The 23529-nt window shown below is 63.6% G+C and carries 20 protein-coding genes; 15 read left to right on the top strand and 5 right to left on the bottom strand.

The genetic code is table 11. The annotated features are described in order from the left end of the window. The first annotated feature begins 21 nt into the window (after positions 1–21). Both SO156_RS05355 and SO156_RS05350 read left to right on the top strand, forming a co-directional pair. Positions 22–1284: an ABC transporter permease gene (locus SO156_RS05355; protein ID WP_458148911.1), complete on the top strand. Its 1263-nt coding sequence runs from the start codon at positions 22–24 to the stop codon at positions 1282–1284. Beyond that, entirely contained in the window at positions 1281–2111 is an 831-nt protein-coding gene (locus tag SO156_RS05350; RefSeq protein WP_458148912.1) for an ABC transporter permease, read from the top strand. Before SO156_RS05355 ends, SO156_RS05350 begins: the two co-directional genes overlap by 4 nt. Positions 2112–2391: 280 nt before the next feature. Here SO156_RS05350 and SO156_RS05345 read toward each other — a convergent pair whose 3' ends face one another. Beyond that, positions 2392–3591 carry an adenylate/guanylate cyclase domain-containing protein gene (locus SO156_RS05345; RefSeq protein WP_498534085.1) on the bottom strand — a complete coding sequence of 400 codons (1200 nt, stop codon included), beginning with the start codon at positions 3589–3591 and terminating at the stop codon, positions 2392–2394. A 181-nt stretch (positions 3592–3772) separates the two neighbouring features. Further along, the gene (locus tag SO156_RS05340; RefSeq protein ID WP_498534208.1) at positions 3773–4753 is read right to left on the bottom strand and encodes an AraC family transcriptional regulator; all 981 of its coding nucleotides are present in this window, start codon (positions 4751–4753) and stop codon (positions 3773–3775) included. A gap of 154 nt (positions 4754–4907) precedes the next feature. Between SO156_RS05340 and SO156_RS05335 the strand changes: the two genes are divergently transcribed. From SO156_RS05335 to SO156_RS05320, 4 genes are all read left to right on the top strand, one after another. Further along, complete coding sequence (locus SO156_RS05335; protein ID WP_498534084.1) at positions 4908–5444, top strand: carboxymuconolactone decarboxylase family protein; 537 nt, start codon at positions 4908–4910, stop codon at positions 5442–5444. Between the two features lie 41 nt (positions 5445–5485). Continuing rightward, on the top strand, positions 5486–6016 hold the full coding sequence (locus SO156_RS05330; protein WP_498534083.1) for a YkgB family protein: 531 nt from the start codon (positions 5486–5488) through the stop codon (positions 6014–6016). A gap of 223 nt (positions 6017–6239) precedes the next feature. Beyond that, positions 6240–7559 carry an aminotransferase class V-fold PLP-dependent enzyme gene (locus SO156_RS05325; protein ID WP_498534082.1) on the top strand — a complete coding sequence of 440 codons (1320 nt, stop codon included), beginning with the start codon at positions 6240–6242 and terminating at the stop codon, positions 7557–7559. A gap of 119 nt (positions 7560–7678) precedes the next feature. After that, positions 7679–7921, top strand: coding sequence for a hypothetical protein (locus SO156_RS05320; RefSeq protein ID WP_498534081.1), 243 nt, complete (start codon positions 7679–7681; stop codon positions 7919–7921). A 103-nt stretch (positions 7922–8024) separates the two neighbouring features. Here SO156_RS05320 and SO156_RS05315 read toward each other — a convergent pair whose 3' ends face one another. Beyond that, positions 8025–9332: an MFS transporter gene (locus SO156_RS05315; protein WP_458148918.1), complete on the bottom strand. Its 1308-nt coding sequence runs from the start codon at positions 9330–9332 to the stop codon at positions 8025–8027. Positions 9333–9616: 284 nt separating this feature from the next. Here SO156_RS05315 and SO156_RS05310 point away from each other — a divergent pair, with 284 nt between their 5' ends. From SO156_RS05310 to SO156_RS05300, 3 genes are read left to right on the top strand one after another with little or no spacing between them, the layout of a single operon-like run. Then, the gene (locus tag SO156_RS05310; protein WP_498534080.1) at positions 9617–10069 is read left to right on the top strand and encodes a MarR family winged helix-turn-helix transcriptional regulator; all 453 of its coding nucleotides are present in this window, start codon (positions 9617–9619) and stop codon (positions 10067–10069) included. 15 nt (positions 10070–10084) lie between these two features. Continuing rightward, the gene (locus SO156_RS05305) at positions 10085–10414 is read left to right on the top strand and encodes a hypothetical protein (protein ID WP_458148921.1); all 330 of its coding nucleotides are present in this window, start codon (positions 10085–10087) and stop codon (positions 10412–10414) included. Then, a complete protein-coding gene (locus SO156_RS05300) occupies positions 10411–11643 on the top strand; it encodes an MFS transporter (RefSeq protein WP_498534079.1) in 1233 nt (410 codons plus the stop codon). Before SO156_RS05305 ends, SO156_RS05300 begins: the two co-directional genes overlap by 4 nt. 68 nt (positions 11644–11711) lie before the next feature. On the opposite strand, the gene SO156_RS05295 is transcribed toward SO156_RS05300, so the two are convergent. Next, positions 11712–14033, bottom strand: a complete 2322-nt coding sequence (locus SO156_RS05295; RefSeq protein ID WP_498534078.1) for a molybdopterin guanine dinucleotide-containing S/N-oxide reductase — start codon at positions 14031–14033, stop codon at positions 11712–11714. Between the two features lie 346 nt (positions 14034–14379). On the opposite strand from SO156_RS05295, the gene SO156_RS05290 reads away from it, so the two are divergent. The 4 genes from SO156_RS05290 to SO156_RS05275 are packed head-to-tail and all read left to right on the top strand — an operon-like array spanning position 14380 to position 19082. Beyond that, positions 14380–15837: an SLC13 family permease gene (locus tag SO156_RS05290; RefSeq protein ID WP_498534077.1), complete on the top strand. Its 1458-nt coding sequence runs from the start codon at positions 14380–14382 to the stop codon at positions 15835–15837. 38 nt (positions 15838–15875) lie between these two features. Further along, entirely contained in the window at positions 15876–17153 is a 1278-nt protein-coding gene (locus SO156_RS05285; RefSeq protein WP_498534076.1) for a CaiB/BaiF CoA transferase family protein, read from the top strand. Between the two features lie 22 nt (positions 17154–17175). Then, positions 17176–18009, top strand: a complete 834-nt coding sequence (locus SO156_RS05280; RefSeq protein WP_498534075.1) for a citryl-CoA lyase — start codon at positions 17176–17178, stop codon at positions 18007–18009. Continuing rightward, the gene (locus SO156_RS05275; protein ID WP_498534074.1) at positions 18006–19082 is read left to right on the top strand and encodes an amidohydrolase family protein; all 1077 of its coding nucleotides are present in this window, start codon (positions 18006–18008) and stop codon (positions 19080–19082) included. The genes SO156_RS05280 and SO156_RS05275 overlap by 4 nt, the downstream gene beginning before the upstream one ends. On the opposite strand, the gene SO156_RS05270 is transcribed toward SO156_RS05275, so the two are convergent. After that, positions 19036–20034 (bottom strand): LysR family transcriptional regulator, encoded by a 999-nt coding sequence (locus tag SO156_RS05270; protein ID WP_458148928.1) that lies wholly within the window; start codon positions 20032–20034, stop codon positions 19036–19038. The genes SO156_RS05275 and SO156_RS05270 overlap by 47 nt on opposite strands. Before the next feature lie 128 nt (positions 20035–20162). Between SO156_RS05270 and SO156_RS05265 the strand changes: the two genes are divergently transcribed. Both SO156_RS05265 and SO156_RS05260 read left to right on the top strand, forming a co-directional pair. Next, positions 20163–21470, top strand: coding sequence for an MFS transporter (locus SO156_RS05265; RefSeq protein WP_498534073.1), 1308 nt, complete (start codon positions 20163–20165; stop codon positions 21468–21470). Positions 21471–21726: 256 nt separating this feature from the next. Next, positions 21727–23517, top strand: coding sequence for a peptide ABC transporter substrate-binding protein (locus SO156_RS05260; protein WP_498534072.1), 1791 nt, complete (start codon positions 21727–21729; stop codon positions 23515–23517). The last annotated feature ends 12 nt before the right edge of the window (positions 23518–23529 follow it).

The following is a 23529-nucleotide window of genomic DNA, read 5'->3' as shown; positions in this document are numbered from 1 at the left end:
GCGCCCGCCAGGCTTGAAGCGATGACCGAAGCGTTCCTGACCAGCGCCGATGCGCCGACCGACGTGCCGCTCAAGCGCCGCCTCAAGCGGGCGGAGCGGACGCGCCAGGTCAAGGCATTGGCGCTGGTCCTGCCGCTTCTGGCATTCCTGCTCTTCACCTTCTTGGGGCCGATCGCCGGCATGCTCTGGCATGCCGTCGATGACTGGGAAGTACGCAAGGTGCTGCCGCACACCGTTGCGGCGCTGGCCGACTGGGACGGCAAGGACCTGCCGGACGAAAAGGCCTATGCAGCGCTGGCCGACGACATCCTGGCGGCGCGCACCGCCGGGACTCTCGCTATCGCGGCCAAGCGGCTCAACTACGCGGTCAACGGCTTCCGCACCATCCTCACCAGCACGGCGCGCAATCTGAAGGCCCCGCCTGAGCCCGGCACGGCCAAGGAGACGCTGGGCAAGATCAATCCGGCCTGGCGCGAACGCGCCACCTGGGCGGCGATCAGGGGCGCCAGCGGCCCGGTGACCGCCTTCTACCTGCTGGCGGCGCTCGACCTGACGCGAAACGTGGACGGCGCGATCGTCGCCGCCCCGCCCGACCAGGCCATCTATCGCGACGTCTTCGTCCGCACCTTCACGATCAGCTTCAGCGTCACGGTGCTGTGCCTGATCCTGGGCTTCCCGGTCGCCTACCTCTTGGCGACACTGCCGGCCGGACGCTCGAATCTCCTGATGATCTTCGTGCTGCTGCCGTTCTGGACCTCGCTCCTGGTGCGCACCTGTGCCTGGATCGTGCTGTTGCAGAGCAATGGCGTGGTGAACGACTCGTTGCGCTTTCTCGGTATCATCGATGCACCGATGCGCCTGATCTACAATCGCTTCGGCGTCTATGTGGCGATGACCCACGTGCTGCTGCCTTTCATGATCCTGCCACTCTACAGCAGCATGAAGGCGATCTCGCCGGCCTATATGCGGGCCGCCGCCTCGCTCGGCGCGCCGCCGCTCACCGCCTTCCTGCGGATCTACCTGCCTCAGACCCTGCCCGGCATCGCAGCCGGAAGCCTGCTCGTCTTCATCCTGGCGCTCGGCTACTACATCACGCCCGCACTCGTCGGCGGCGGCGCCGACCAGATGATGAGCTACTTCATCGCCCTCTACACGACCGAAACCGCCAATTGGGGTCTCGCCTCGGCCCTGGGCGCGCTGCTGCTGGCTGCAACGCTGCTGCTCGGCGTCCTCTATGGAAAGCTAGTGCAAGGACAGCAGGTCACGGGAGGAATGAAGAATTGAGCGGCGATGCTTCCCTCCGCACGTCCAGCCAGCGCATCGCGTGGGGCGCGACCATCGTCATTGCCACGCTGGTCTTCATCTTCCTGATGGCGCCGATCCTCGCGATCATGCCGCTGTCCTTCAGCTCCGGCGCCTATCTCACCTATCCGCTGCCCGGCTTCTCGCTGCGCTGGTACGACGAGTTCATCCATTCGGCGCGCTGGATGACGTCGCTGAAGAACAGCATGATCATCGGCGTCGCCTCGACGGCGCTGTCGGTCGTGCTCGGCACGCTGGCCGCGCTGGGGCTGGCACAGTGGAAGAGCAAGTTGAAGCCGCTGGTGCTGGCAATCGTGCTGTCGCCGGTCGTGGTGCCCGGCGTCATCACCGCGGTCGGCCTCTACTTCTTCTTTGCGCCGATCGGGCTGACCGGCAGCTATCTCGGCCTGATCCTCGCCCACACCGCGCTGGCGACGCCGTTCGTCGTGATCACGGTCGGCGCGACGCTGCAAAGCTTCGACATGAACCTGGCGCGCGCCGCAGCGTCCCTCGGCGCCCCGCCGCTCTACGCCTTCCGCCGCGTGATCCTGCCGCTGATCCTGCCGGGCCTGGCATCAGGCGCATTGTTCGCCTTCGCCACCAGCTTCGACGAGGTGGTGATCGTGCTGTTCATGGCCGGTCCCGAGCAGCGCACCCTGCCCCGCGAAATGTTCAGCGGCATCCGCGAGAACATCAGCCCGACCATCACGGCGGCGGCGGTGATCCTGACCACCGTCTCGGTCATCCTGCTCGCCACCATGGAAGGCCTGCGCCGGCGCAATGAGCGGCTGAAGGGCAACAGCGCCTAAGGCGCTAGCCGCGTTACCAAAACAAAAATGTCGAAAACAACCCCATGCAAGGTAGCCGATGGCGGCTGGCGTATGACTTACGATTTTACGAAATCATTTGACACGTCGGGCAAATCAGGGGCATGATGGCAACATCGGGATCGTGGGATGCCGACCTCTCCGCGACAGGGAAATCGTAGCCCGGATGAAGCGCAGCGAAATCCGGGAATCACACCCGTGGAGCTAACCCCGGATTACGCTGCGCTCCATCCGGGCTACGGCACCGGTGGCAGCCCTGCCTTCACCCGTGATACGCGAACAGCTCGACCGGCTCGTTGAAGCCGCGGATCGGTTGCTCGCCGACGCGTTCGAGCTCGACTTCGCCCTTCACGAGATCGGCGAAGGCGCGCGAGAGCAGCACGGTTCGCCCCAACTGCTTGGTGAGAGTTTCGAGACGCGAGGCCATGTTGACGGCGGGGCCGATGACAGTGAAGTCGAGCCGGGAGCGCGAGCCAATATTGCCGTACATGACGTCGCCGACATGAGCACCGATCCCGTAATGCAGCGGCGCACGGCCGGTGACGCTATTGTTTTCGTTCAGCACCGCCATGGCTTGCCGGGCCTCGCTCACGGCCCGCAGCAGATTGGCGCCAGCCGAGGGCTGGCTGAGCGGAAAGATGGCGAGCAGGCCGTCGCCGATGAATTTCAGGATCTCCCCGCCATGCCGCACGATCGGCTCGGACATCGCGTCAAAATAGTCGTTGAGGAGATCGATGACGTCATCGCGCGGCCAGTTGTCGGAGATGCGGGTGAAATCGCGCAAGTCGCAGATCAGGATCGCGGCACGCACCGTCGTGCCGCTGCCGCGCCTGGTGGCGCCCGCAAGAATGAGCTCGCCGGCATGGGACCCCACATAGGTCTCGAGCAGGGTCCGCGCCAGCCGGTTCTTGACCCGGATTTCGCTGACGAGCGCCAGGACCGGCAGCAGTCTCCTCAAGGCCGCGATATGCGCGTCGTCGAAACCACCGGGACGGTCGGTTGCGAAGGTGACGAGGTGCTGCTTGCCGAGCGTATGGTAGAGCGGCCACGCCACATAGTCGGTCAGGCCCTTCGCCCGCATTTCGTCGTAGACGGCGTGCTTGCGCCGCTCTGATGGGTCCCGTTCGAGATGCTCGCGCACCTCGGCCGCGCCGTCATAGATCTCGTTGGCGGGACTGCCGATGAATTCGGACCGCCCGCGCACATCGTAATCGACCCGCGAGATCTCCGCCCCTGGCATCCCGTCGGCCCACATCATCCGCGCGCCGAGCCATTGCGGATGGTTGATCACGACATGCAGCGTCGCCCGCGCGACCGGAATGCCCGACTGCTGGAGGCGAATGCACATCTCGGCAAAGATATTGTCGATGAAGCGCTGGTCGCGGGTGTCGTTGGTCAGCCAGTGCAGGACGTCGCGCTCAGGCTGCGCGGTGACGGGATCGACGTTGGGCGGCGCGTTCATGGCTTGCTCCGGGGCGAGGACCGGGTCGACGGCAGGAGGATATGTCGTGTCTCGGAGCGATGGCGTCAACCGTTTGTGCGCATCGCAACGATAACAACGCGGAGGGGGCCAAGGGGGCAGCGCGAGGCGCCGCCCGATGGCGGGCTCCGCGAAACGCGGGCACACACGCGAGCCGACACAGTTATCCCGGATTGCGTTTGGCTGCATCCGGATTTTGGGTTTCGGCAGCCTTCGCCAATCCCAGGTCGGCAAGGATCGCTGGTTCCTGCGCCGCCTTTCGCCATTGCGCCGGGGTGATGCCCATGTGGCTCTTGAAGGCGCGCTGGAATGCAGCCTCGGATTGATATCCTACCATTTCCGCAACGGCGCCGGTCGAAATCGAGGATTTCCTCAATTCGTTCGCCGCGCGCGTCATACGGATGTCCGTCAGTAGATCGCTTGCCGACCATCCCAGTTTCTCCTGGAATTGACGGGCGAGCGTGGCACGCGACATGTTGCACAGGCGCGCAAGCTCGGGCAGCGACCACGCGCGCGCGGGCTCGTTGAACAGAGCGGCCACGGCCGGAGCCAGGCGAGCATGACCAGCCAGCGCGAGGAGACCTCGCGGTGCATCTTCGGTTTCGCTCGCAAGCCGCAGCACGAGCGCAAACATAGCCGTCGAAAGCGCGTTGAGCATTGCACGGCCACCCAGGTGATCGTCTGCCGACTCGCTGCGCATCAGAGCAACGAGACCGGCAAGCTGCGCGCCAGTGTCCGTTCGCACCGTTCGAGCGCCGGCGTGCACGACGAGGCGTGGCGGGAGATAGCTGCGCAAAAGCCGGTCGTGTGGGGGCGTGATCGCAAAGTGTCCGCAGAGCAGGTCGAGCCGCTCGCCCCTGCCTGCGTTTTCACTGATCACCAGATTGAGCTCTCGGCGATTTCGTGCCGGCTTCGGCCGCGCGCTGCTCCCGTCGTGCATCACGTGGCGCGGATTGCCGGGAAGCAGCAGGATGTCGCCCGTTTCCAGGCGAAGCGGCCGCCCGCCCGCTGGATCTTCGAGCAGCGCCGAACCGCCGACAACGGCGTGATAGGGGATTTCGTTCGCCTCGCCCGGCCCCTGATCGATGCGCCATGGCGCACCGTAGGCGCAGCGCAGGTCCAGGCGACCGCGCACCGGCATCATCTCGAATAGCCGGCTAAGCCAATCCACGACGACCTCTCAGCAATGAATGAGACGATTGAGCATATATACGAGTTACTAAGACATTCAACGTCTCAGCTCACGATCATATTGTCACTCCGTAATCGTTCACCAACACAACGAAGGAGTGCCACCCATGTCTCGTCTTTCCGTCCCCAACCTCGAAACCGTCGTCGGCCCGTCCGGTCAGGTCTATGCCCAGATCAAGAAGGCCATCGGCAGCGTGCCAAACACGTTTGCGGCCATTGCCGCCCACGGTCCCGCTGCGCTCAAGTCGGTGCTCGCCGCCGACGCCGTGCTCGCTGCGGGCAGCCTGACGAAGCGCGATCAGGAAGTGATCAAGCTCGTCATCAGCACGGCGGGCGGCTGCGACTACTGCGTCGCCGCCCACACCTATCTCGCCAAGCTCGCTGGTGTGAAGCCGGAGGAACTCGGGCAGATCCGCGAGGGCCAGCCCACCGGCGATGCCAAGCGTGACGCACTGGTCGGCTTCGTGCGCAAGCTCGCTCGGTCCAGCGGTACCGTCAGTGACGAGGACTTCGCCGCGATCAAGGCCGCCGGCTACAGCGACGCTCAACTGGTCGAGATCAGCCTCGCTTTCGCGACCACCGTCTTCACCAACGTGTTCAACCGCATCAACGACACCGAGATCGACTTCCCCGCAGTCGCATGAAGCGACCATGCAGTCAGATCTTCAATGAAGGAATCACGATCATGACCACGCTTGCCAAGACCACTCAAGAGACCACTCAAAAGGCCGCTCAAAATCCCGTTGTCCGCACCCTGCACAGATCCGGCCTGCTCGCCGACGACCTCGACTACCATGTCATCCGGGCCTCGATGGTGATCATGTTCTTCTTCTTCGGGTATCAGAAATGGTTTCCGTACGAGTTCGAACGCCTGGTCCCTTTCATCAGCAACGGGCCGCTGATCTGGTGGCTGTATCCGGTGTTCGGCCACGCCGGCGCCAGCTATTTCCTGGGCGTTTCCGAGTGGACGTTCGGGTCCCTGCTGCTGGCGGGTTTCTGGGACAAGCGGCTGGGCATTATCGGCGCCCTGGGCGCAACCGGCACGTTCATTGCGACGGTCACCATCATTCCGTTCATGCCGGAAGGCTGGGACGTCGCCGCAGGAGGCTTCCCTGCGATGACGGGCAACGTGCCCTTCCTGATGAAGGATGTCGTTCTGCTCGCCGTCTCGCTCTACCTCCTGAGGCAGGACGTGGTTCGCCTGACGCGGCAGTAAAGGTGGCACTCCGCTGATCGCGATGCGTCGCCGGCAAGCGTCCCGCTTGCCGGCGATTGCGCGTCTTCGCGCCATGCCGAACCGGCGTGACGAGGAAAGCAACGGCCTCCGCTGGGAGGAGGACGATCTGGATCGACGGTCCACCTTTGGACGGTCACAGTCCCGTCATCTCCGCTTCGTTGATCGTTGCTCTGGTCGCCGGCGCTAAATTTGGGGGCTCGAGATGCATTTGTTCAAGACGTTGTCGTCCGACCGCAGGTCGATCCTGAAGGGGCTCGCGGTCACGGCGGTTGCGCCGCTGGCGGCACCAGTGATGGCGGCGGAGGGATTGCCGAAGGCGCCGACGGGGCCGGCGGCTGCGATGGCCACCGACAAGGCCTATTGGGACGCGGTGCGCGAGCTCTATGCCGTGACGTCTGACGTCGTCAACCTGGAGAATGGCTATTGGGGTGTCATGCCCGAGCCCGTCCGGCGCGAGTTCATTCGCCAGACCGACATGGTCAACTCCCAGAATTCCTATTATGCGCGGCAGCGCTTTGGTGCCGATTTCGAGGCCGTGCGCATCAAGGTGGCGGAAGCCGTCGGCGCGGCACCCGAGGAGATTGCGCTGACGCGTGGCGCGACCGAGGCGCTGCAGCTCCTGATCGGCGGCTATAACGGGCTGAAGGCGGGTGACACCGTGCTCTATGCCGATCTCGACTATGATTCGATGCAGTATGCAATAAACGCGCTGAAGGCGCGGCGCGGCGTCGACGTCGTCAAGTTCGACGTGCCGGAGCCGGCGACCCGGCAAGCCGTGCTGGACGCCTACACAAAAGCGATCGAAGCCAATCCGAAGACGAAGCTCCTGCTTCTCACCCATGTCAGCCACCGCACCGGCCTTGTGATGCCCATCGCCGAGATCGCGCGGATGGCGAAAGCCAAGGGGATCGACACCATCGTCGATGCGGCGCACTCCTGGGGACAGCTCGACTTCAAAGTGGCCGAGCTCGAGTCTGATTTCGTCGGCTTCAACCTGCACAAATGGATCGGCGCGCCGCTCGGCGTCGGCTTCCTCTACATCAGGAAAGACCGCATCGCCGACATCGATCGCGACATGGGCGACGAGGACTATCAAGCAACCGACATCCGCTCGCGCGTGCACACCGGCACCATCAATTTTGCGACCGTGCTGACGGTGCCGGCGGCGGTCGCGCTGCATCAGGAGATCGGCGCCCCGGCCAAGCAGGCCCGCTTGCGCCACTTGCGCGACTACTGGGTGAGTCGCGCCCGCGCGTTCAGGGATATCGAGATCCTCACGCCGGACGAAGCCGGCTCCTATGGCGCCATCACCTCCTTCCGTCTCGCCGGCAAGACCAGCAAAGCCGACAACGACGCCGTCGTGGCCAAGCTCAGGGACGGCTTCAAGGTACATACCGTGCGCCGCGCGGGCGTCGCCAAGGGCCAATGCGTCCGCGTGACGCCGGCGCTCTACACCACGGAGGCCGATCTCGATCGCCTGGTCGAGGCGCTCGCCGTCATCACGGGCACGAAGGCGGGCTAAGGCCCGCAATCAGGCTTCGGGAACCTGAACAAGCATTCAACAAAGTTTCTGCTGCGTTCCTGCAACGGCCGATGCCGGTGGTCGTTGACCCCTGCACGAACGATGCAAAGGAGGAACCGATGAGAAAGCTCACTTACGCGCTTGCAGCGGCAGCGACGCTTGCAATCAGTGCCCCGACCATCGCCAATGCAGCTGGCTTTAGGGTTTATGTTGGCGGCGACCGAGATTATTACGGCGACCGCTATGATGGTCCGCGCGTGCGCTTCTACGATCACGACCGCGGTTGGCATCATGGCTGGTACCATCATGACCATGACTACGACCGCGGCGTGATAATCCGTCGTCATTACTGGGATGACTAACGCAGACCCGGCATCGGCGAACAAGGAAGGCCTCGCTTCGGCGAGGCCTTTTTTGTCTTGCGTGGCTTGGCCAAAACTTCGCGGGCGCAGCCCGAACGAGATTTCAGCTGACCGATACCAGCCCCCCGTCGGGCGTCACCATGGAAGCCCTCGTGCGCGGCAGGACGAAGTGGATGATCGCGGTTGCGATCAGGTAAACGCTGGCACAGGCAAAGAACACGAAGGTGTAGTTGTTTCCCGTTGCGTCGAGCACGCGGCCGATGGCCGCGGCGGAAAAGGCTCCCGCCAGGGAACTGATGCCGCCTCCGAGCCCGACCGCAGAAGCGACCGCTCCGCGCGGCATGGTGTCGGATACCAGTGTGAACAGATTGGCGGAAAAGCCCTGGTGAGCCGCCATCGCGATGCCGATCAAGATGACCGCGGCCCACATGCTGTCCAACTGCGGCGCGAGAAACACCGGCACTGTGCAGGCCGCGCAGACCAACAAGGTGATCTTGCGGGCGGTGAACACTTCCGTGCCGCGCTTGATCAGGGTCGACGAGATCCAGCCGCCCGCGATCGAGCCGACATCGGTGAGCAGGTAGATCACCACGAGTGGCAAGCCCACCGCCATCAGTGACACGTGAAACTTGCTGTTGAGGAAGGACGGAACCCAGTTGTTGTAAAACCACCAGGCGGGGTTCGTGAGCACACCACCAACGATGTAAACCCAGGTGCCGGGATAGGCCAGCAACTTTGCCCAGGGGACCTTTTCCGTCGCGACTTCGGGATCGCTGTTGATATAGGCCAGCTCGCTCGGCGACACGCGGGGATGTTCGGCCGGGCTGCGGTAGGCGATCAGCCAATACACGACCCAGATCAGACCCAGCGCGCCGGTCACGTAGAAGGCTGCCTGCCAGCCGGACAGGCTCACGACTAGCGCACCGATCAGCGGCGCCAGCATCGCGCCGACATTGCTGCCGCTGTTGAAGATGCCGGTAGCCAAGGCACGGTCCCGCACCGGAAACCACGTGGCAATCGTCTTGATGCACGTCGGGAAGTTGCCACCTTCACCGAGACCAAGCACGAGGCGCGCGACCATGAAACCTGCGACGGACGCGACCATACCGTGCGCCATGGACGCGAGGCACCACAGGATCGCGGCAACGGCAAGACCGAGGCGAATTCCAATCTTGTCGGTCAGCCACCCCATGCCGGCGTAGCCGATCGCATAGGCGAACGAAAACCAGAAGATGATGTTGCCGAAATCTGTTTCGCTGAAATGCAGGTCGTTCTGAATCGTCGGCTTGAGCACGCCGAGGATGTTGCGATCCATATAGTTGATCGTGGTCACGACGAACAACAAGGCGCAGATGACCCACCGGTAGCGCGTGGACGCCTTGGTGAACGCCTGCAGGTTCGACTCGCGCATCATATCCTCCCTTGAGCTGGCACCTCGGCGCCTCCGGCATGGCCACGGTTTTCCGCGGTTCGTTCCGCCATCGCCCGAATCTAGAAGACATCCCGAATGCGATCGACCTGCTAGTGAGCATCGATCAATTCAATTTCGACATTGAATGACGCACTGGAACCTGGGCATTGCAAGACCAATGAAGGGCGCTGAGCCCAGAACGCGGTCAATACCAGGTAGTTCCGCAGCCAATCTACAAAGATAATCTTTACAGTTTACCTTCACATATGTTACTCGGATCCGACATGAGCAATTCACCAGGCAAGATCGCGCCGGCCCGTACATCCGCGCTCGCCGAAGACCTTCGGTTGTTGATCGGAACACTGAAGCGCCGGCTTCGCGAGCAGGGCCAGCGGGAGGACCTCCCCCCTTCCCAGGTCGCGGTCCTGCTTCGTCTCGAAAAGCACGGTCCGGCAACCGTCTCCAGCCTTGCGCGATCGGAGGGGATGCGTCCGCAGTCGATGAGCGCGGCGATCGCGGCGCTGGAGACTATCGGCATGGTTCGCGGCGCGCCCGATCCCGATGACGGCCGGCAAACCATCATGTCCCTCACCGAGGCCTGCCGCGAGCGGCTGCGCACCGGCCGGGCCGCGCGGCAGGACTGGTTGTCGCGCACCATCGCGGCGCGGCTGTCACCGCGCGAGCAGCAGGAACTGGCCGCCGCGGTCGGCTTGTTGAAACGGCTCGTCGAGGATTGAAAAGGATCAACGCGCATGAACTGGCTTGACCTCGTCGTGTACTTTTTCGGCGGCGCCTTCCTCACCAACGCCATTCCCCATGTCGTCGCCGGCATGATGGGAGAGCCGTTCCAGACACCCTTCGCAAAGCCACCGGGCGAGGGTCTATCCACGTCGACCGTCAACATCCTGTGGGGCTTCTTCAACCTCCTGGTCGGGTATCTCCTCGTCTGCCGCGTCGGCGATTTCGCACTGAGGAGCACGAGCGACGTCGCCGCGCTTGGCCTCGGCGGACTCCTGATCGGCCTGTTCCTGGCGCGGCGGTTCGGACGGTTTCACGGCGGCAACGAACCTCAGCGCACATGAGACGCGTGTTTCGATCGTTACGGAGCTTCAACTACCGGGTCTGGGCAGCCGGCGCGCTGGTGTCCAACATCGGAACATGGATGCAGCGCGCCGCCCAGGATTGGCTCGTCCTTACCCAGCTCACGCATCATAGTGCGTCTGCTGTCGGCGTCGTGATGGCGCTGCAGTTCGGACCGCAACTTTTGCTGATGCCGTGGTCCGGCTTTGCCGCGGATCATTTCAACCAGCGCAAGCTTCTGATGGCCACCCAGGCGACGATGGGCGCGCTGGCACTCGTGCTCGGCGTTCTCACGGTCACCGGACTGGTGCAGCTCTGGCATGTCTACACCTTCGCCTTCCTGTTCGGCTGCAGTGCAGCGCTCGATGCCCCGGTTCGTCAGACCTTCGTGGCCGAGCTGGTGGGCGATGCTGATCTGTCGAACGCGATCGCGCTGAACTCCACCTCGTTCAACGCCGCACGCATGGTCGGGCCCGCGGTCGCCGGCCTCGTCATCGCCTCCGTCGGTACCGGCTGGGCGTTCCTGTTCAATGGCGCGTCGTTCATGGCGGTGCTGACGTCGTTGTCCTTGCTGCGCACATCGGAGCTTCGCCCCAATGAGCGCGCCCACCGCACCAAGGGCAGCGTCCTGCAGGGGTTTCACTATGTCTGGTCCCGCTCCGAGCTCAGGGCAACCCTGATCATGCTGTTCTTGATCGGAACCTTCGGGCTCAACTTCCCGATCTTCATCTCGACCATGGCCGTCGGCGTCTTCCATACCGATGCACGCGGATTTGGCCTGCTGTCCTCGATGATGGCGATCGGGACGATGTCGGGAGCGCTGCTCGCCGCAAGCCGCGAGCGGCCGCGCTTCAATTCGCTGCTGCTGGGTGCTGCGATCTTTGGCCTCGGCTGTACGCTGGCCGCGCTGGCGCCGGGTTACTGGCTGTTCGCCGGCGCGCTGGTCGTGATCGGCGTGGCTGCGCTGACCGTCATGAACACGTCGAACGCGCTGATGCAGCTCTCGACAGAGCCGGCGATGCGCGGACGCGTGATGGCGCTAAGGCTCGGTGTCGCGCTAGGCGGCACGCCTATCGGCGCACCGATCGTCGGATGGGTCGCCGATCACCTTGGCCCGCGATGGGCGCTTGGCGTCGGCGCGACCGCGGGCTTTGCAGCGGCAATCGTCGCGATCGGCGTGTTTTCTCATCGCGCGCAAGAGAACGAGCTCAATCTGCGGCAACAACGGTGATGACGACACCAGCCCGACGGGGTTAGCCCACGGGCTGAGTACTCAGGCAAATCGACGCGCCGCGTCCGCTACACTGGATCGAACGCGCGGATCGGGGGCAGGTTGCCGGTGAAGCGCTCCACCTCGACGGTCGTGAGCTGGCCGGTGCAGCCTTGCGCAAAGGACGAGGTGCCGATGTCGCGGGTGAGCACGTTCGGATTGCCGTGAACGCAAAGCGGCGCTTCATCCTCCGGATCCATCGGATCGTACCACGCGCCGGTCGGCAGCTGGACTACACCGGGCGCGATGCCGTCGGTGACATGCACCGCAGCAAGGCAGGCGCCGCGTTCGTTGAACAGGCGGATGATGTCGCCATCCTTGATCCCGCGAGCATCGGCGTCGCGCGGATTCATGCGCGCGACCTCGCGGCCGCGATGTTTGGCTGCAACCGAATGGCCGCCGAAGTCGAGCTGGCTGTGCAGGCGCGTCACCGGCTGGTTGGCGACGAGGAAGCACGGCGAGCCTGGCTTAGGCACGTCGGTTTTCTCGAGCCAGACCGGATGGCCCGGGCAATCCGCATCGCCATGGCCGGCGATCTTTTGCGAAAAAATCTCGATGCGGCCGCTCGGCGTCGGTAGAGCGTGATTGACGGGATCCTCGCGGAAGCGGCGCAGCCTGCCGCCGTCGTCGGGCTGTTGCGGCACGACGAGGCTGCCGCGCTCCCAGAACTCTTCGAAGCTCGGCGCTTCCAGGCCGCGCCTGGCAAGCGACGCGCGGGTCGGCTCATAGAAGTGTTGCAGCCACTGCCGAGACGTGCGGCCTTCGGTGAAGGGTTCGCGCACGCCGAGGCGATCGGCAAGATCGGCAAATATCTCATAGTCGTCACGCGCAAGCCCAAACGGCTCGGCGATCCTGTGCATGGCGACCATCAAGGGATCGTTGGTCGAGTAGCCGATGTCGTCGCGCTCGAGCGTCATCGTCGAGGGGAGCACGATGTCGGCGTGCCGGGCCGTCGCGGTCCAGGCGAGCTCGTGCACGACCAGCGTGTCCACTTTCGCAAAAGCCTTGCGCAGGCGGTTGATGTCCTGGTGGTGATGGAAGGGATTGCCGCCGGCCCAATAGACGAACCGGATATCCGGATAAGTGCGCGTTTCGCCATTGTAGCGATAGGTCGTGCCGGGATTGAGCAGCATGTCGGCGATGCGCGCCACCGGAATGAAATCGGCGACACCGTTGCGGCCCTGCCCCAGCGTCGGCCCCGGCACGTCGTTGACGCGGCGGCCGTAATAGCCGATCGCCCCTAGCGAATAGGCGTAGCCGGCGCCGGGAAGACCGATCTGCCCGAGCGCTGCCGCCAGCACCATGCCCATCCACACCGGCTGCTCGCCATGCTCGGCGCGCTGGAGCGAATGCGAAACGGTGATGAGCACCCTTTTGCCGGCCAGGCGATGCGCCAGCTTGCGGATCGTCGGCGCATCGACGCCGCAGATCGCGGCGGCCCATTCCGCGCTCTTGGCTCGCCCGTCGCTCTCGCCGGTCAGATAGCGCAAAAAGACCGGCCAGCCTTCGGTGTAGCGATCGAGGAAAGCCTGATCGTGCAGGCCCTCGGCCACCAGCGTGTGGACGATGCCGAGCATCAGCGCGGTGTCGGTGCCGGGCACGCAGGTCATCCATTCGGCACCCGCCTCCACCGGCAGATCGTCACGCAGCGGGCTGACCAGGATGAACTCGCAGCCGCGCCGGCGCGCAGCACTCATGGCGCCGCGCTCGACGTGCTTGCTGATCGAGCCGCCCGCCACCATGGAGTTCTTCAGCGCCATGCCGCCGAACGCCAGCACGATTTCGGTCTCGGTCGCGATCTGCTCCCAAGTGACGTTGCGCCTCGTGATGTCTTCGTAGCCCGCCAAAATCTGCGGCAGCAGCACCGAGGATGCGCCCGAGGAATAGCTGTTGACCGATCGCACATAGCCGCCCATCGCGATGTTGAGGAAGCGATGCACCTGGCTCTGTGCGTGATGGAAGCGGCCCGCGCTCGCCCAGCCATAGGAGCCGCCGAACACAGCCGACGGACCGCGCGTGTCGCGGATGCGCGTCAGCTCGTCCCCCAGGAGGTCGAGCGCCTTCTCCCAGCTGACGGAAACGAACTCGTCGCGGCCGCGGCGATCGTCGGGGCCGGGCCCACGCTCGAGCCAGCCGCGGCGGATCGCGGGCTGGGCGATGCGCGCCTGGTGGCGCAGCGCGCCGGGAAAATTGTCGATGATGCCGCTCGGATCTGGATCCCCCGCATAATGCCTGACTTCCAACCCGGCCTCACTGTTGCGCGCCGAGAACACACCCCAGTGCGAAGTGTGCGGCTTGAAGCCATCCGACAGGTCGAGGCCGGGATCGGGGAAGCCAATCATATCATCCATCGCGTGGTCCTGTCGCGGAGCGCTGTTCGTCCGCTGCTGTCGCAATCGTCCTGGCAGTATAGTGATCCGTTCCGCCAGGGGGCAACGCATTACCGGCGTCAGAAATGCACAAGTGGTAGCCGCATCGCGCAGGTCGCACGGACCACGGCCTTTGATGCTTCGGCCGTGGTCCTCGGTTCACCGGGTGCCGGCCGGCACGGCCGAGCACATTCCCGCCGGTTATGGTCTCCTGAAAACTTGCAATTGGACGCAGGTTTGACCCGCGAGTTATTCCCACCGCGAAGCACGGCTCCAAATCCGTGATGGCACCGATCCATCGCCGAATGCTTCGACAGGGAGAAAACACGTGTCATCTCACGCGCACGCGGAGGGAAGCGAGCACGCGCCTCGATCGCTGGAGGCCACGCTCAGGACGGTTGGCGTTCCCCTCGCCATCGTGATCTCGGCCGCCATCTGGTTCAGCCCCACGCCGGAATCGCTGTCCTTGCAGGGACACAAGGCGCTTGCGCTCTTTGGCGGCATTTTCGTTCTTTACCTGACCGAGGCGATGCCGTTGGCCATCGCCAGCCTGATGGTCGTACCGCTCGCGGTCCTGACCGGAACGGCTAGCCTCAAGACGGCACTTGACGGCTTCTCCGCCTCGCCCGTGTATCTCATCGTCGGCGCCTTCATCCTCGCGACCGCGATGGTGAAGACCCGGCTTGCGGAGCGTATCACTTACGTCATTCTGGCGCGGTTCGGCAGCGCGCCGACACGGATCACGCTCGGCGTGACGCTCGTCAACATCGCGCTTGCGTTTCTCGTTCCGTCATCGACGGCACGCACGGCAATCCTGCTGCCTGAGTGCCTCAGCATCCTGACGATCTTCGGGGCTGGTGCGCGTTCGCCATTCGCGATCAATTTGCTTCTCACTCTGACGATGACGAACGCGACGATCGGCGCGGGCGTGCTGACAGCGACGGTGCCAAACCCCGTGACGGTCGAGTTCGTCGCGAAGACCAGCGGTCATACGATCACCTATGCCGAATGGCTGATCTACGGATTCCCGCCGGCGCTGGTCATGACGATGTTCACCTGGTGGTTCATCCAGCGTGTCTTTCCGCCGGAATTCAAGGCCGGTCATGAGCAGGCCGACGCGCGGATTTCGCAGAACCTCGCCGCGATGGGGAGGATGTCTTCCGCCGAATGGCGTGCCTTGGGCGTGTTCGTCCTCGTGACCTGTCTATGGGCGACCCAGGGCCTGACCGGGCTCGACACGACGGTCGTCTGCCTGATGGGGGCCTGTCTGCTGTTTCTTCCCCGCTTCGGCGTGATCGACTGGAACGATGCCAACAAGGGCGTTTCCTGGCAGGTGCTGCTCATCGCGGGCGGCGGTGTTTCGCTCGGCGATATCCTTCTGAAGACGGGCGCCGCCAGCTGGCTGGCCAATTCGATCTTCCACGCGCTCGGCCTGGCCGGTGCGTCGACACTCGTCGTCATCGTGGTCGTGATGTTCATCGTGCAATTCATGCACGTGACGTTCGTCGGCACGACCGCCATGGCAACCGCCCTGCTGCCGATCATCCTGGCGATGGCCGGTACCGCCGGTGTCAATCCGGTCGCGCTGGCGCTGCCGGCCGGCATGATCATCGGCGGTTACCCGCTCCTCATGTTCTACAACACGCTACCAAGCATCCTCGTCTATGGAACGGGCCGATTGCGGGTCGAGGATTTCCCGAAAGTAGGTGTCGTCGTCTGCATCGTCGCCTGCCTTCTCTACGCCCTGTGCGCCGCGACCTGGTGGCACTGGCTTGGCCTGGTCTGATCTCTCGAGCATCGATTCACATATCCGGAGCACACCACATGACATTGCCACTCGCCGGCATTCGCGTCCTCGATCTCTCAAACGTGCTCGCCGGTCCGTTCTGCGGCTATCAACTTGCACGCCTCGGCGCCGAGGTCATCAAGATCGAAAATCCAAAGGGCGGCGATCTTGCGCGCCGACTCGGCGCTGATCCCGCGATGGCCAAGAATCTGATGGGGTTGTCGTTCGTCGCAGTCAACGCGGACAAGCAATCCGTCGCCATCGATTTCAAGGCCGATGAAGGCAAGGAGATCTTCCTCCGCCTCGTCGAAACGGCCGACGTCGTGCTTGAGAATTTTCGCCCGAAGGTCATGGAACGGCTGGGGCTCGGCTATGAGGTGCTCGCAAAGCGCAATCCGCGCATCATTTATTGCGCGATCTCCGGCTTCGGACAGGACGGCCCCTGGGCGGGCCGGCCCGCTTACGACCAGATCGTTCAAGGACTTTCGGGCGTCATGAGCGTCACGGGCGATGCCAACACCGCCCCCTTGCGCACCGGCTTTCCGATTGCCGACACGATTGCTGGTCTCACCGCATCCTTTGCGATCACGGCCGCACTCGTCGAGCAACGGCAGACCGGACGCGGACGGCACATCGACGTCTCCCTGCTTGAATCGACCCTGGCTGCGATGGGCTGGGTGGTTTCCAATCACCTCAACGGCAATGTCGATCCGCAACCGATCGGCAACGAGAACTTCACGGCAGCGCCGTCCGGCACGTTCACGACGGGCTCCGGGCCGCTCAACATCGCGGCAAACGAGCAGAAACAGTATGAGGCGCTGTGCGACATCGTCGGAAAGCCGGAGCTGAAGTCCGATCCGCGGTTTCGCGAGCGCCAGTCGAGAAAGGATCACCGCGCGGCTCTGAAGCAGGAGCTCGAAGTCGCTCTTGCCGCCAAATCCGCAGCCGAATGGGAGACGCTGTTCAATGCGAAAGGCGTCCCTGCGGGATGCGTTCTCAGCGTGCCGCAGGTGCTCAAGGAGGAGCAAATCGTCGGTCGCAAGTTTGTCGAAAGCCTGAAGGCGAATGTGTCAGGCGGCCAGACGATGCGCGTCACCCGCCCGGGCTTCCGGCTCGAGGCGGACTATCCGGAACCGTTGCCGCCACCCAGTCTCGGCCAGGACACCGAGAAGTGGCTCAGACAGCTCGGCTTCGCGGACGGCGACATCGAGGCGTTCGGCCGGCGCGGCGTCGTCGCGTTCGACAACCGGCCGACAGTCAAGGAGACGGTCAGGATGCCGGATCTGAAGGCGCGCGCCGAAACCTCAAGCACCTGACAAGCGATCGAGGAGAGACGTCATGACCGATCAAGGCTCCGCAGACCTGCTGCAAAAGGCGACCCAATGGTGGTCGACCGACATCATCGACATGAAGCCGGGCGTGATCCGGTTCCGTGGCTTTCCGATCGAGCAACTGATCGGCCGGGTGTCGTTCCCACAAATGATATGGCTGATGCTGAAGGGCGAGCTTCCGTCCCCCGAGCAAGGAGCACTCCTGGAAGCCGCGCTTGTCGCCGCCGTGGACCACGGTCCCCAGGCACCGTCGATCGCGATCGGACGGATGGCCGTGACATGTGGTCTTCCTCTGAATGGCGCGATGGCCTCGGCCATCAACGTCCTGGACGACGTGCACGGCGGCGCCGGCGAACAATGCATGGAGCTATACGCCGACATCGCGCGGCGTCGGGACGCCGGCGTCGAGTTGAAGACGGCCATCGAACAGGGCCTCGACGCCTTCATCGCGGCAAACGGAAAGATCGTGCCCGGATTCGGACACCGCTTTCATCCGATCGATCCCCGGTCACCCAGACTTCTCGAACTCGCCGATGCAGCACGAGAGAACAAGGTGGTGTCCGGGCGCTTTGCAGAGATCGGCCGCGGAGTCGAAGACCTGATGCAGCGGCGCAAGGGCCAAAAGATCCCCATGAACATCGACGGGGCCACCGCCGTCATCTATTCGGAACTGGGCTTTTCGCCGGCGCTGGGTCGCGGCCTGTTCATTCTCTCGCGTTCGGTCGGCATCCTCGCGCATGCATGGGAGCAATCGCAGCAGGGCGGCCGGATCAAGGGGCCCATGCCGCCGGGCATCCCCTATCGTTACACCGGGCCCGCGCCTCGGGATTTCGCAAAATGACTCAATCCCAAGCCGAAGGCAGCGGCTCCGCCTCTCGGTCGGGGGGCGGTAACTATCTCGCCGTGCGGCCGGACTGGCTGGCGCGCGGCTTCGAGGAGGCACTCGAACCTGAACTGCCGATCATCGACGCCCATCATCATCTCTGGGACAGGCAGAACTGGAGATACCTGTTCGACGAGTATCTCGCGGACATCGCCGGAAGCGGTCATAACGTCACGGCGAGCGTCTTCATGCAGTGCCAGACGATGTACCGGCCTGACGGACCGCCTGCAATGCGGGTCGTCGGCGAAACCGAGTACATCAACGGTGTCGCGGCCATGTGCGCGAGCGGCAATTACGGTCTGCGGCGCCTTTGTGCCGGAATTGTCGGTCATGCCGATTTGCGGCTCGGGGACCGAGTGACGCCGGTGCTGGAAGCCCATGTCGCCGCAGCACCAGGTCGATTTCGCGGCATTCGGCACATCACCGTCTGGGATGCCGACCGAAGTCTGATGAATCCGCTCAGCGCCGGGCCGCCGGGCCTCTTGCGCGACGGCTCGTTTCGAGCGGGATTTGCATGCCTCGCGCCGCTGGGACTCGTCTTCGACGCATGGCTGTTCCACCCACAAATCCCAGAATTGACCGAGCTCGCGCGCGCGTTCCCGCAAACGACAATCGTGCTCGATCATCTCGGCGGGATCGTGGGCATCGGAGCCTACAGGGATCGTCGCGACGACATCTTCGCCGAATGGTCACGCGCGATCCGCGACCTTGCAAGATGCGAGAATGTCTGTGTCAAGCTCGGTGGCCTCGGAATGCGCATCAACGGATTCGGATTCGAGATGCGGGACGTCCCGCCGACGTCGGAAGTCCTCGCTTCGGCCTGGCGGCCCTACATCGAGGTCTGCATCGAGGCATTTGGCGCGCAACGATGCATGTTCGAGAGCAACTTTCCGGTCGACAAGGGCTCCTATGGATATGGATCGGCATGGAATGCATTCAAACGCCTGACGCGTCACACAAGCGAGAGCGACCGCCAGAGCCTCTTCAGTGGGACTGTCGCACGCGTTTATGGACTTGCTCAGCCCGACTGACCGCGGCTGCCGGCATGGTCGCGGAGGCATCTGTCATGCCGGGCAACGTGACCTGTTCGAGAAAATCGCGCCCTTTGGATTTGAGCAGGCCGACGACCCTCTGCGCGGCCGGAGAAAGATAGCCGTCCCGGCGGGTTACGAAGCCGAGCGGCCTTCGCATCGTCGTGGTGTCGATCATCAACCGGTCGAGCTGGCTGCCCAGTCGAAGCGGATGAAGGTTTCGCGTGGACGTAAAGCTGAGCAGCGCCGTGTCGGCGATCAGCTTGGGCAACGTCGTGATCGAGTTGGTCTCGATCTGGACGATCGGCGGCGGCAAACCATGCGCTTCGAATACGTTGTCGAGCCACTGGCGCATGGCGACGGTGCGGGCCGGCAGCACCCATTTCGACGCGACCAGATCCTCGATAGCAAGCCGCTTGCCGCAAAGTGGATGATCCTTTGCTGCGACGACGACCACTTCGTCCATGCCAAACGCTTCGTGCCTGAACTCCTGCTCGTCCGATGGAAGTATCGGCCCGATCGCAAGATCGAGGGCGCGTTCACGAAGCGCGGCCCTGACGACGCCACTCATGCCAATCTGCACTTCAATCGCCAGTCCGGGCGCGTCGGCGATGATGGCCCGGCAAATCTGGGGCAGCAAATATTCGCCCATTGTCGCACCGCAGCCGATACTGACGCGACCGGCTGCACCGGCGGCGAAGTCGGTGACCTCGCGCAGCGACTCCTCCATCGCCTCGCGCATTCGTCGCGCGCGTGCCAGAAGGACCTCGCCGACGCGCGTGAGGGTGATCCCGCGCCCCGTCCGCTCGAAGAGATCGGCTCCTACGGCCTCTTCGAGGCGCTGGATGCATTTTGTCAGAGCCGGCTGCGTGCGACCGAGCTTGTCGGCGGCTCGGCCCATATGGCCCAAATCGGCAATCACCTCAAAATAGGTGAGGTCGCGAAGGTCCACTTCTTCCTCCCGGTTATCGGTTCTTGAACTTTAGCGATTGGACCCTTGTCCGCTCGATCTGGCATGTCGAGCCTAACACGGCTGGGCCCCGTCAGGGTAACCGGCCCGGACAGCGGGAGGACCAGCGGATGACCGAAATCACGGCCAACAGATCGTTCACGGACGGAAGTCCCGATGAGGGACTGCTCGCAAGCGCCATTTCCAAGAACACCTGGCGTTTGGTCCCGCTTCTGGGTCTCGCCTATCTCTTCAACTACCTCGACCGCACCAGCGTCGGCTTTGCTGCATTGCAAATGAACAAGGATATCGGCTTGAGCGCCACTCAGTTCGGCTGGGGCGCCGGAATCCTGTTCTTCAGCTACTGCCTTCTGGAAGTGCCGAGCAACATGATGATGTACCGGTTCGGTGCGCGTCGCTGGCTGGCCCGCATCATGATCACCTGGGGCCTTGCTGCAGCGGCGACTGCGCTTGCGGCCGGACCGTACAGCTTCTACCTGATCCGCTTTCTCCTCGGTGTATTCGAGGCCGGCTTCTTTCCGGGCGTGATCTGGTACATCTCGATCTGGTTTCCCGAGAAGCACCGGACGAGCGTGCTCGCGTTGTTCATGGCTGCGACGCCGCTCTCCTCGCTGCTGGGCAGTCCGATCTCGGCGGCCCTCCTTGGGATGGATGGATTCTGGGGGCTTGCCGGCTGGCAGTGGATGTTTCTGATCGAAGGCCTGCCGGCATGCGTGCTCGGAATTCTATGTCTCGTTCTGCTCGCCGACAGGCCCGAGCAGGCTCGATGGCTCACGCCTCAGGAGCGACAAGCGCTTCTGTCCGCTCTCGCCGGCGACAAGCACGACAAGCCCAAAAAGGACCTCTGGGCCGCAATGAAAGATACGCGGGTGCTGATGCTCACGGCGATCACCTTCGCCTTCACGATCGGCTCCTACGGCATAGGCATCTGGTTGCCATTGATCCTGAAGGGGCACGGCCTGAGCAACATGGAAGTCGGGTGGCTTTCGGCTGTTCCGTACCTCTTCGCAACGATCGGCATGCTGTTCTGGGCTCGTCTCGTGGATCGGAAAGGTCAGAAGATCTACAATCTCATGGCCGCCTTGATCCTTGGCGCCCTTGGACTGACCCTCTCGGTCGTCTTCACCTCGCTCGTTCCCGCCCTTGCCTGCCTGACACTGGCGCTGGTCGGCACGATCTCCGCGCGGACGGTCTTCTACACGATCCCGCAGAGCTTCCTGACGGGCGCCGCGGCGGCCGGGGGAATAGCGTTCATCAACTCTGTCGGTGCGTTCGGTGGCTTCGTGGGTCCCTATATGGTCGGCCTTCTGAAGGACGCGACCGGCTCCTTCAACGCCGGCATGATCGGGATGGCTGTGATCCTCGTCGTGGCGACAGGGATTGCCGGCACCCTCAAACTGGTCGCCGAGAAGATGTGAGGGCCTTCCCCCAGCGAAACAATCCAGAAACCCTCCGCGGCGAGAGTCTGGATTTGCTTCGCGGAGCCTGCCATCGGGCCGCGCTTTGCGCGGCCCGATGACTCGCAATGACGGAACAAGCTGTAACGTCATCCTCGAACGAACCCAACACGCGCAGACATGCCATTTCGTCGCAGGGTTTCCCGACCTTCGTCGGCATTGCCGCGTCCGCCATGATGAAACATGATGGGCTTCTTTGAGAGGCAGAGGCCATCCGATGGACGAAAACGAAATCCGCGAGCTCATCGCGGAGGTGAAGCAAGGCACGCTGTCGCGACGCTCGTTCATCCAGACGATGGCTGCGGTGGGGATCGCTGCGCCTGTCGCGAGCCAGATCCTGGCATGGAACGACGTAGCGATGGCGGACGCCACGCTACAATACAAGCCGACCAAGGCCGGCGGCGGCGGCCCGCTCAAGATCCTGCTTTGGCAGGCCCCGACGCTGCTCAATCCGCATTTCGCGCTCGGCACCAAGGACCAGATCGCCTCGCGCATCTTCTTCGAGCCGCTCGCCGGCTGGGACAAGGAGGGCAACCTCATCCCCTGCCTCGCCGCCGAGGTCCCGACCAGGGCGAACGGCGGTCTTGCGGCGGACGGCACGAGCGTGACCTGGAAGCTGAAACAGGGCGTGACGTGGCACGATGGCAAGCCCTTCACCGCCGACGACGTCGTCTTCACCTGGACATATGCCGCGGACCTCGCGACCGCGGCATACACCACGGGATCCTACAAGGACATCACAGTCGAGAAGATCGACGACCACACCGTCAAGGTGAAGTTCAAGAGCCCGACCCCATTCTGGGCCGACCCCTTCGTCGGCGCGGTCGGCCAGATCCTGCCGAAGCATCACTTCGGCGACTATGTCGGCGCGAAGTCGCGCGAAGCGCCGGGCAATCTGAAGCCGATCGGCACCGGCCCGTACAGGTTCATCGAGTTCAAGCCGGGCGACATGATCCGGGCTGAACGCAACCCCGACTATCACGTGAAGAACCAGCCGTATTTCGACACGCTCGAGGTCAAGGGCGGCGGCGACGCGGTCTCTGCCGCGCGCGCGGTGCTTCAGACCGGCGAATACGACTATGCCTGGAACCTGCTGGTCGAGGATGAGGTCCTCAAGCGCATGGAGACCAGCGGGAAGGGCAAGGTCGACGTCACGCCCTCCGGCAACGTCGAGTTCATCATCCTCAACACGACGGATCCGTGGACCGAGGTTGACGGCGAGCGTTCGAGTGTCAAGACGAAGCACCCGACGCTGTCCGATCCGGCCGTTCGCCAGGCGATCAACCTGCTGATCGATCGCGAGGCGATCCAGAAATTCATCTACGGCCGCGGCGGCATCGCGACGGCGAGCTTCGTCAACCAGCCTGCGCAGTTCAAGTCGGGCAAGCTCAAATACGCGTTCGACGTCGACAAGGCGAACAAGATCCTGGACGAGTCCGGCTGGACAAAGGGCGCGGAGGGCATCCGCGAGAAGGACGGCAAGAAGCTCAAATTCGTCTTCCAGACCTCGATCAATGCCCCACGCCAGAAGACGCAGGCCATCATCAAGCAGGCCTGCCAGCGCGCCGGCATCGAGATCGAGCTCAAGTCGGTCGTCGCATCGGTGTTCTTCTCGTCGGACGTCGGCAATCCCGATACCTACTCGAAATTCTATGCTGACATGGAAATGTTCAACACGACGCAGCCGCAGCCAGATCCGGAGCGGTTCCTGAACCAGTGTGTCTCCTGGGAGATCGCCAACAAGGAGAACAAATGGCTCGGCCGAAACATCTCGCGCTGGTCCGATCCAGAGGCCGACAAGGCCTACAAGGCTGCGCAGAATGAGCTCGATCCGGTCAAGCGCGCCGCGCTGCTGATCAAGGTCGACGAGACCTTCTGCGAGGCAAACGTGTTCCTGCCGCTCCTCTCGCGCAACATCGTCGGCGGCGCCGTCAATGGCCTCATGGCCGATATCTCGGGTTGGGACGTCACAACGTGGAATCTGGCGAGCTGGTATCGTAGCGAGTAGCTCGAGCCAGCA

Source organism: Bradyrhizobium sp. UFLA05-125, from assembly GCF_059803515.1.
The sequence above is the reverse complement of the archived record's forward strand: the minus strand, read 5'-3'. Positions and strand labels throughout refer to the sequence as shown.

What these genes read in the sequence shown, in the direction of transcription:
- SO156_RS05335 (WP_498534084.1), top strand. Translation starts at nt 4,908, where the DNA reads ATGTCTCGTCTTTCCGTCCCCAACCTCGAAACCGTCGTCGGCCCGTCC.
- SO156_RS05285 (WP_498534076.1), top strand. Translation starts at nt 15,876, where the DNA reads ATGACATTGCCACTCGCCGGCATTCGCGTCCTCGATCTCTCAAACGTG.
- SO156_RS05310 (WP_498534080.1), top strand. Translation starts at nt 9,617, where the DNA reads ATGAGCAATTCACCAGGCAAGATCGCGCCGGCCCGTACATCCGCGCTC.
- SO156_RS05300 (WP_498534079.1), top strand. Translation starts at nt 10,411, where the DNA reads ATGAGACGCGTGTTTCGATCGTTACGGAGCTTCAACTACCGGGTCTGG.
- SO156_RS05330 (WP_498534083.1), top strand. Translation starts at nt 5,486, where the DNA reads ATGACCACGCTTGCCAAGACCACTCAAGAGACCACTCAAAAGGCCGCT.
- SO156_RS05320 (WP_498534081.1), top strand. Translation starts at nt 7,679, where the DNA reads ATGAGAAAGCTCACTTACGCGCTTGCAGCGGCAGCGACGCTTGCAATC.
- SO156_RS05275 (WP_498534074.1), top strand. Translation starts at nt 18,006, where the DNA reads ATGACTCAATCCCAAGCCGAAGGCAGCGGCTCCGCCTCTCGGTCGGGG.
- SO156_RS05260 (WP_498534072.1), top strand. Translation starts at nt 21,727, where the DNA reads ATGGACGAAAACGAAATCCGCGAGCTCATCGCGGAGGTGAAGCAAGGC.
- SO156_RS05325 (WP_498534082.1), top strand. Translation starts at nt 6,240, where the DNA reads ATGCATTTGTTCAAGACGTTGTCGTCCGACCGCAGGTCGATCCTGAAG.
- SO156_RS05345 (WP_498534085.1), bottom strand. Translation starts at nt 3,591, where the DNA reads ATGAACGCGCCGCCCAACGTCGATCCCGTCACCGCGCAGCCTGAGCGC.
- SO156_RS05340 (WP_498534208.1), bottom strand. Translation starts at nt 4,753, where the DNA reads ATGATGCCGGTGCGCGGTCGCCTGGACCTGCGCTGCGCCTACGGTGCG.
- SO156_RS05315 (WP_458148918.1), bottom strand. Translation starts at nt 9,332, where the DNA reads ATGCGCGAGTCGAACCTGCAGGCGTTCACCAAGGCGTCCACGCGCTAC.
- SO156_RS05305 (WP_458148921.1), top strand. Translation starts at nt 10,085, where the DNA reads ATGAACTGGCTTGACCTCGTCGTGTACTTTTTCGGCGGCGCCTTCCTC.
- SO156_RS05355 (WP_458148911.1), top strand. Translation starts at nt 22, where the DNA reads ATGACCGAAGCGTTCCTGACCAGCGCCGATGCGCCGACCGACGTGCCG.
- SO156_RS05280 (WP_498534075.1), top strand. Translation starts at nt 17,176, where the DNA reads ATGACCGATCAAGGCTCCGCAGACCTGCTGCAAAAGGCGACCCAATGG.
- SO156_RS05265 (WP_498534073.1), top strand. Translation starts at nt 20,163, where the DNA reads ATGACCGAAATCACGGCCAACAGATCGTTCACGGACGGAAGTCCCGAT.
- SO156_RS05295 (WP_498534078.1), bottom strand. Translation starts at nt 14,033, where the DNA reads ATGGATGATATGATTGGCTTCCCCGATCCCGGCCTCGACCTGTCGGAT.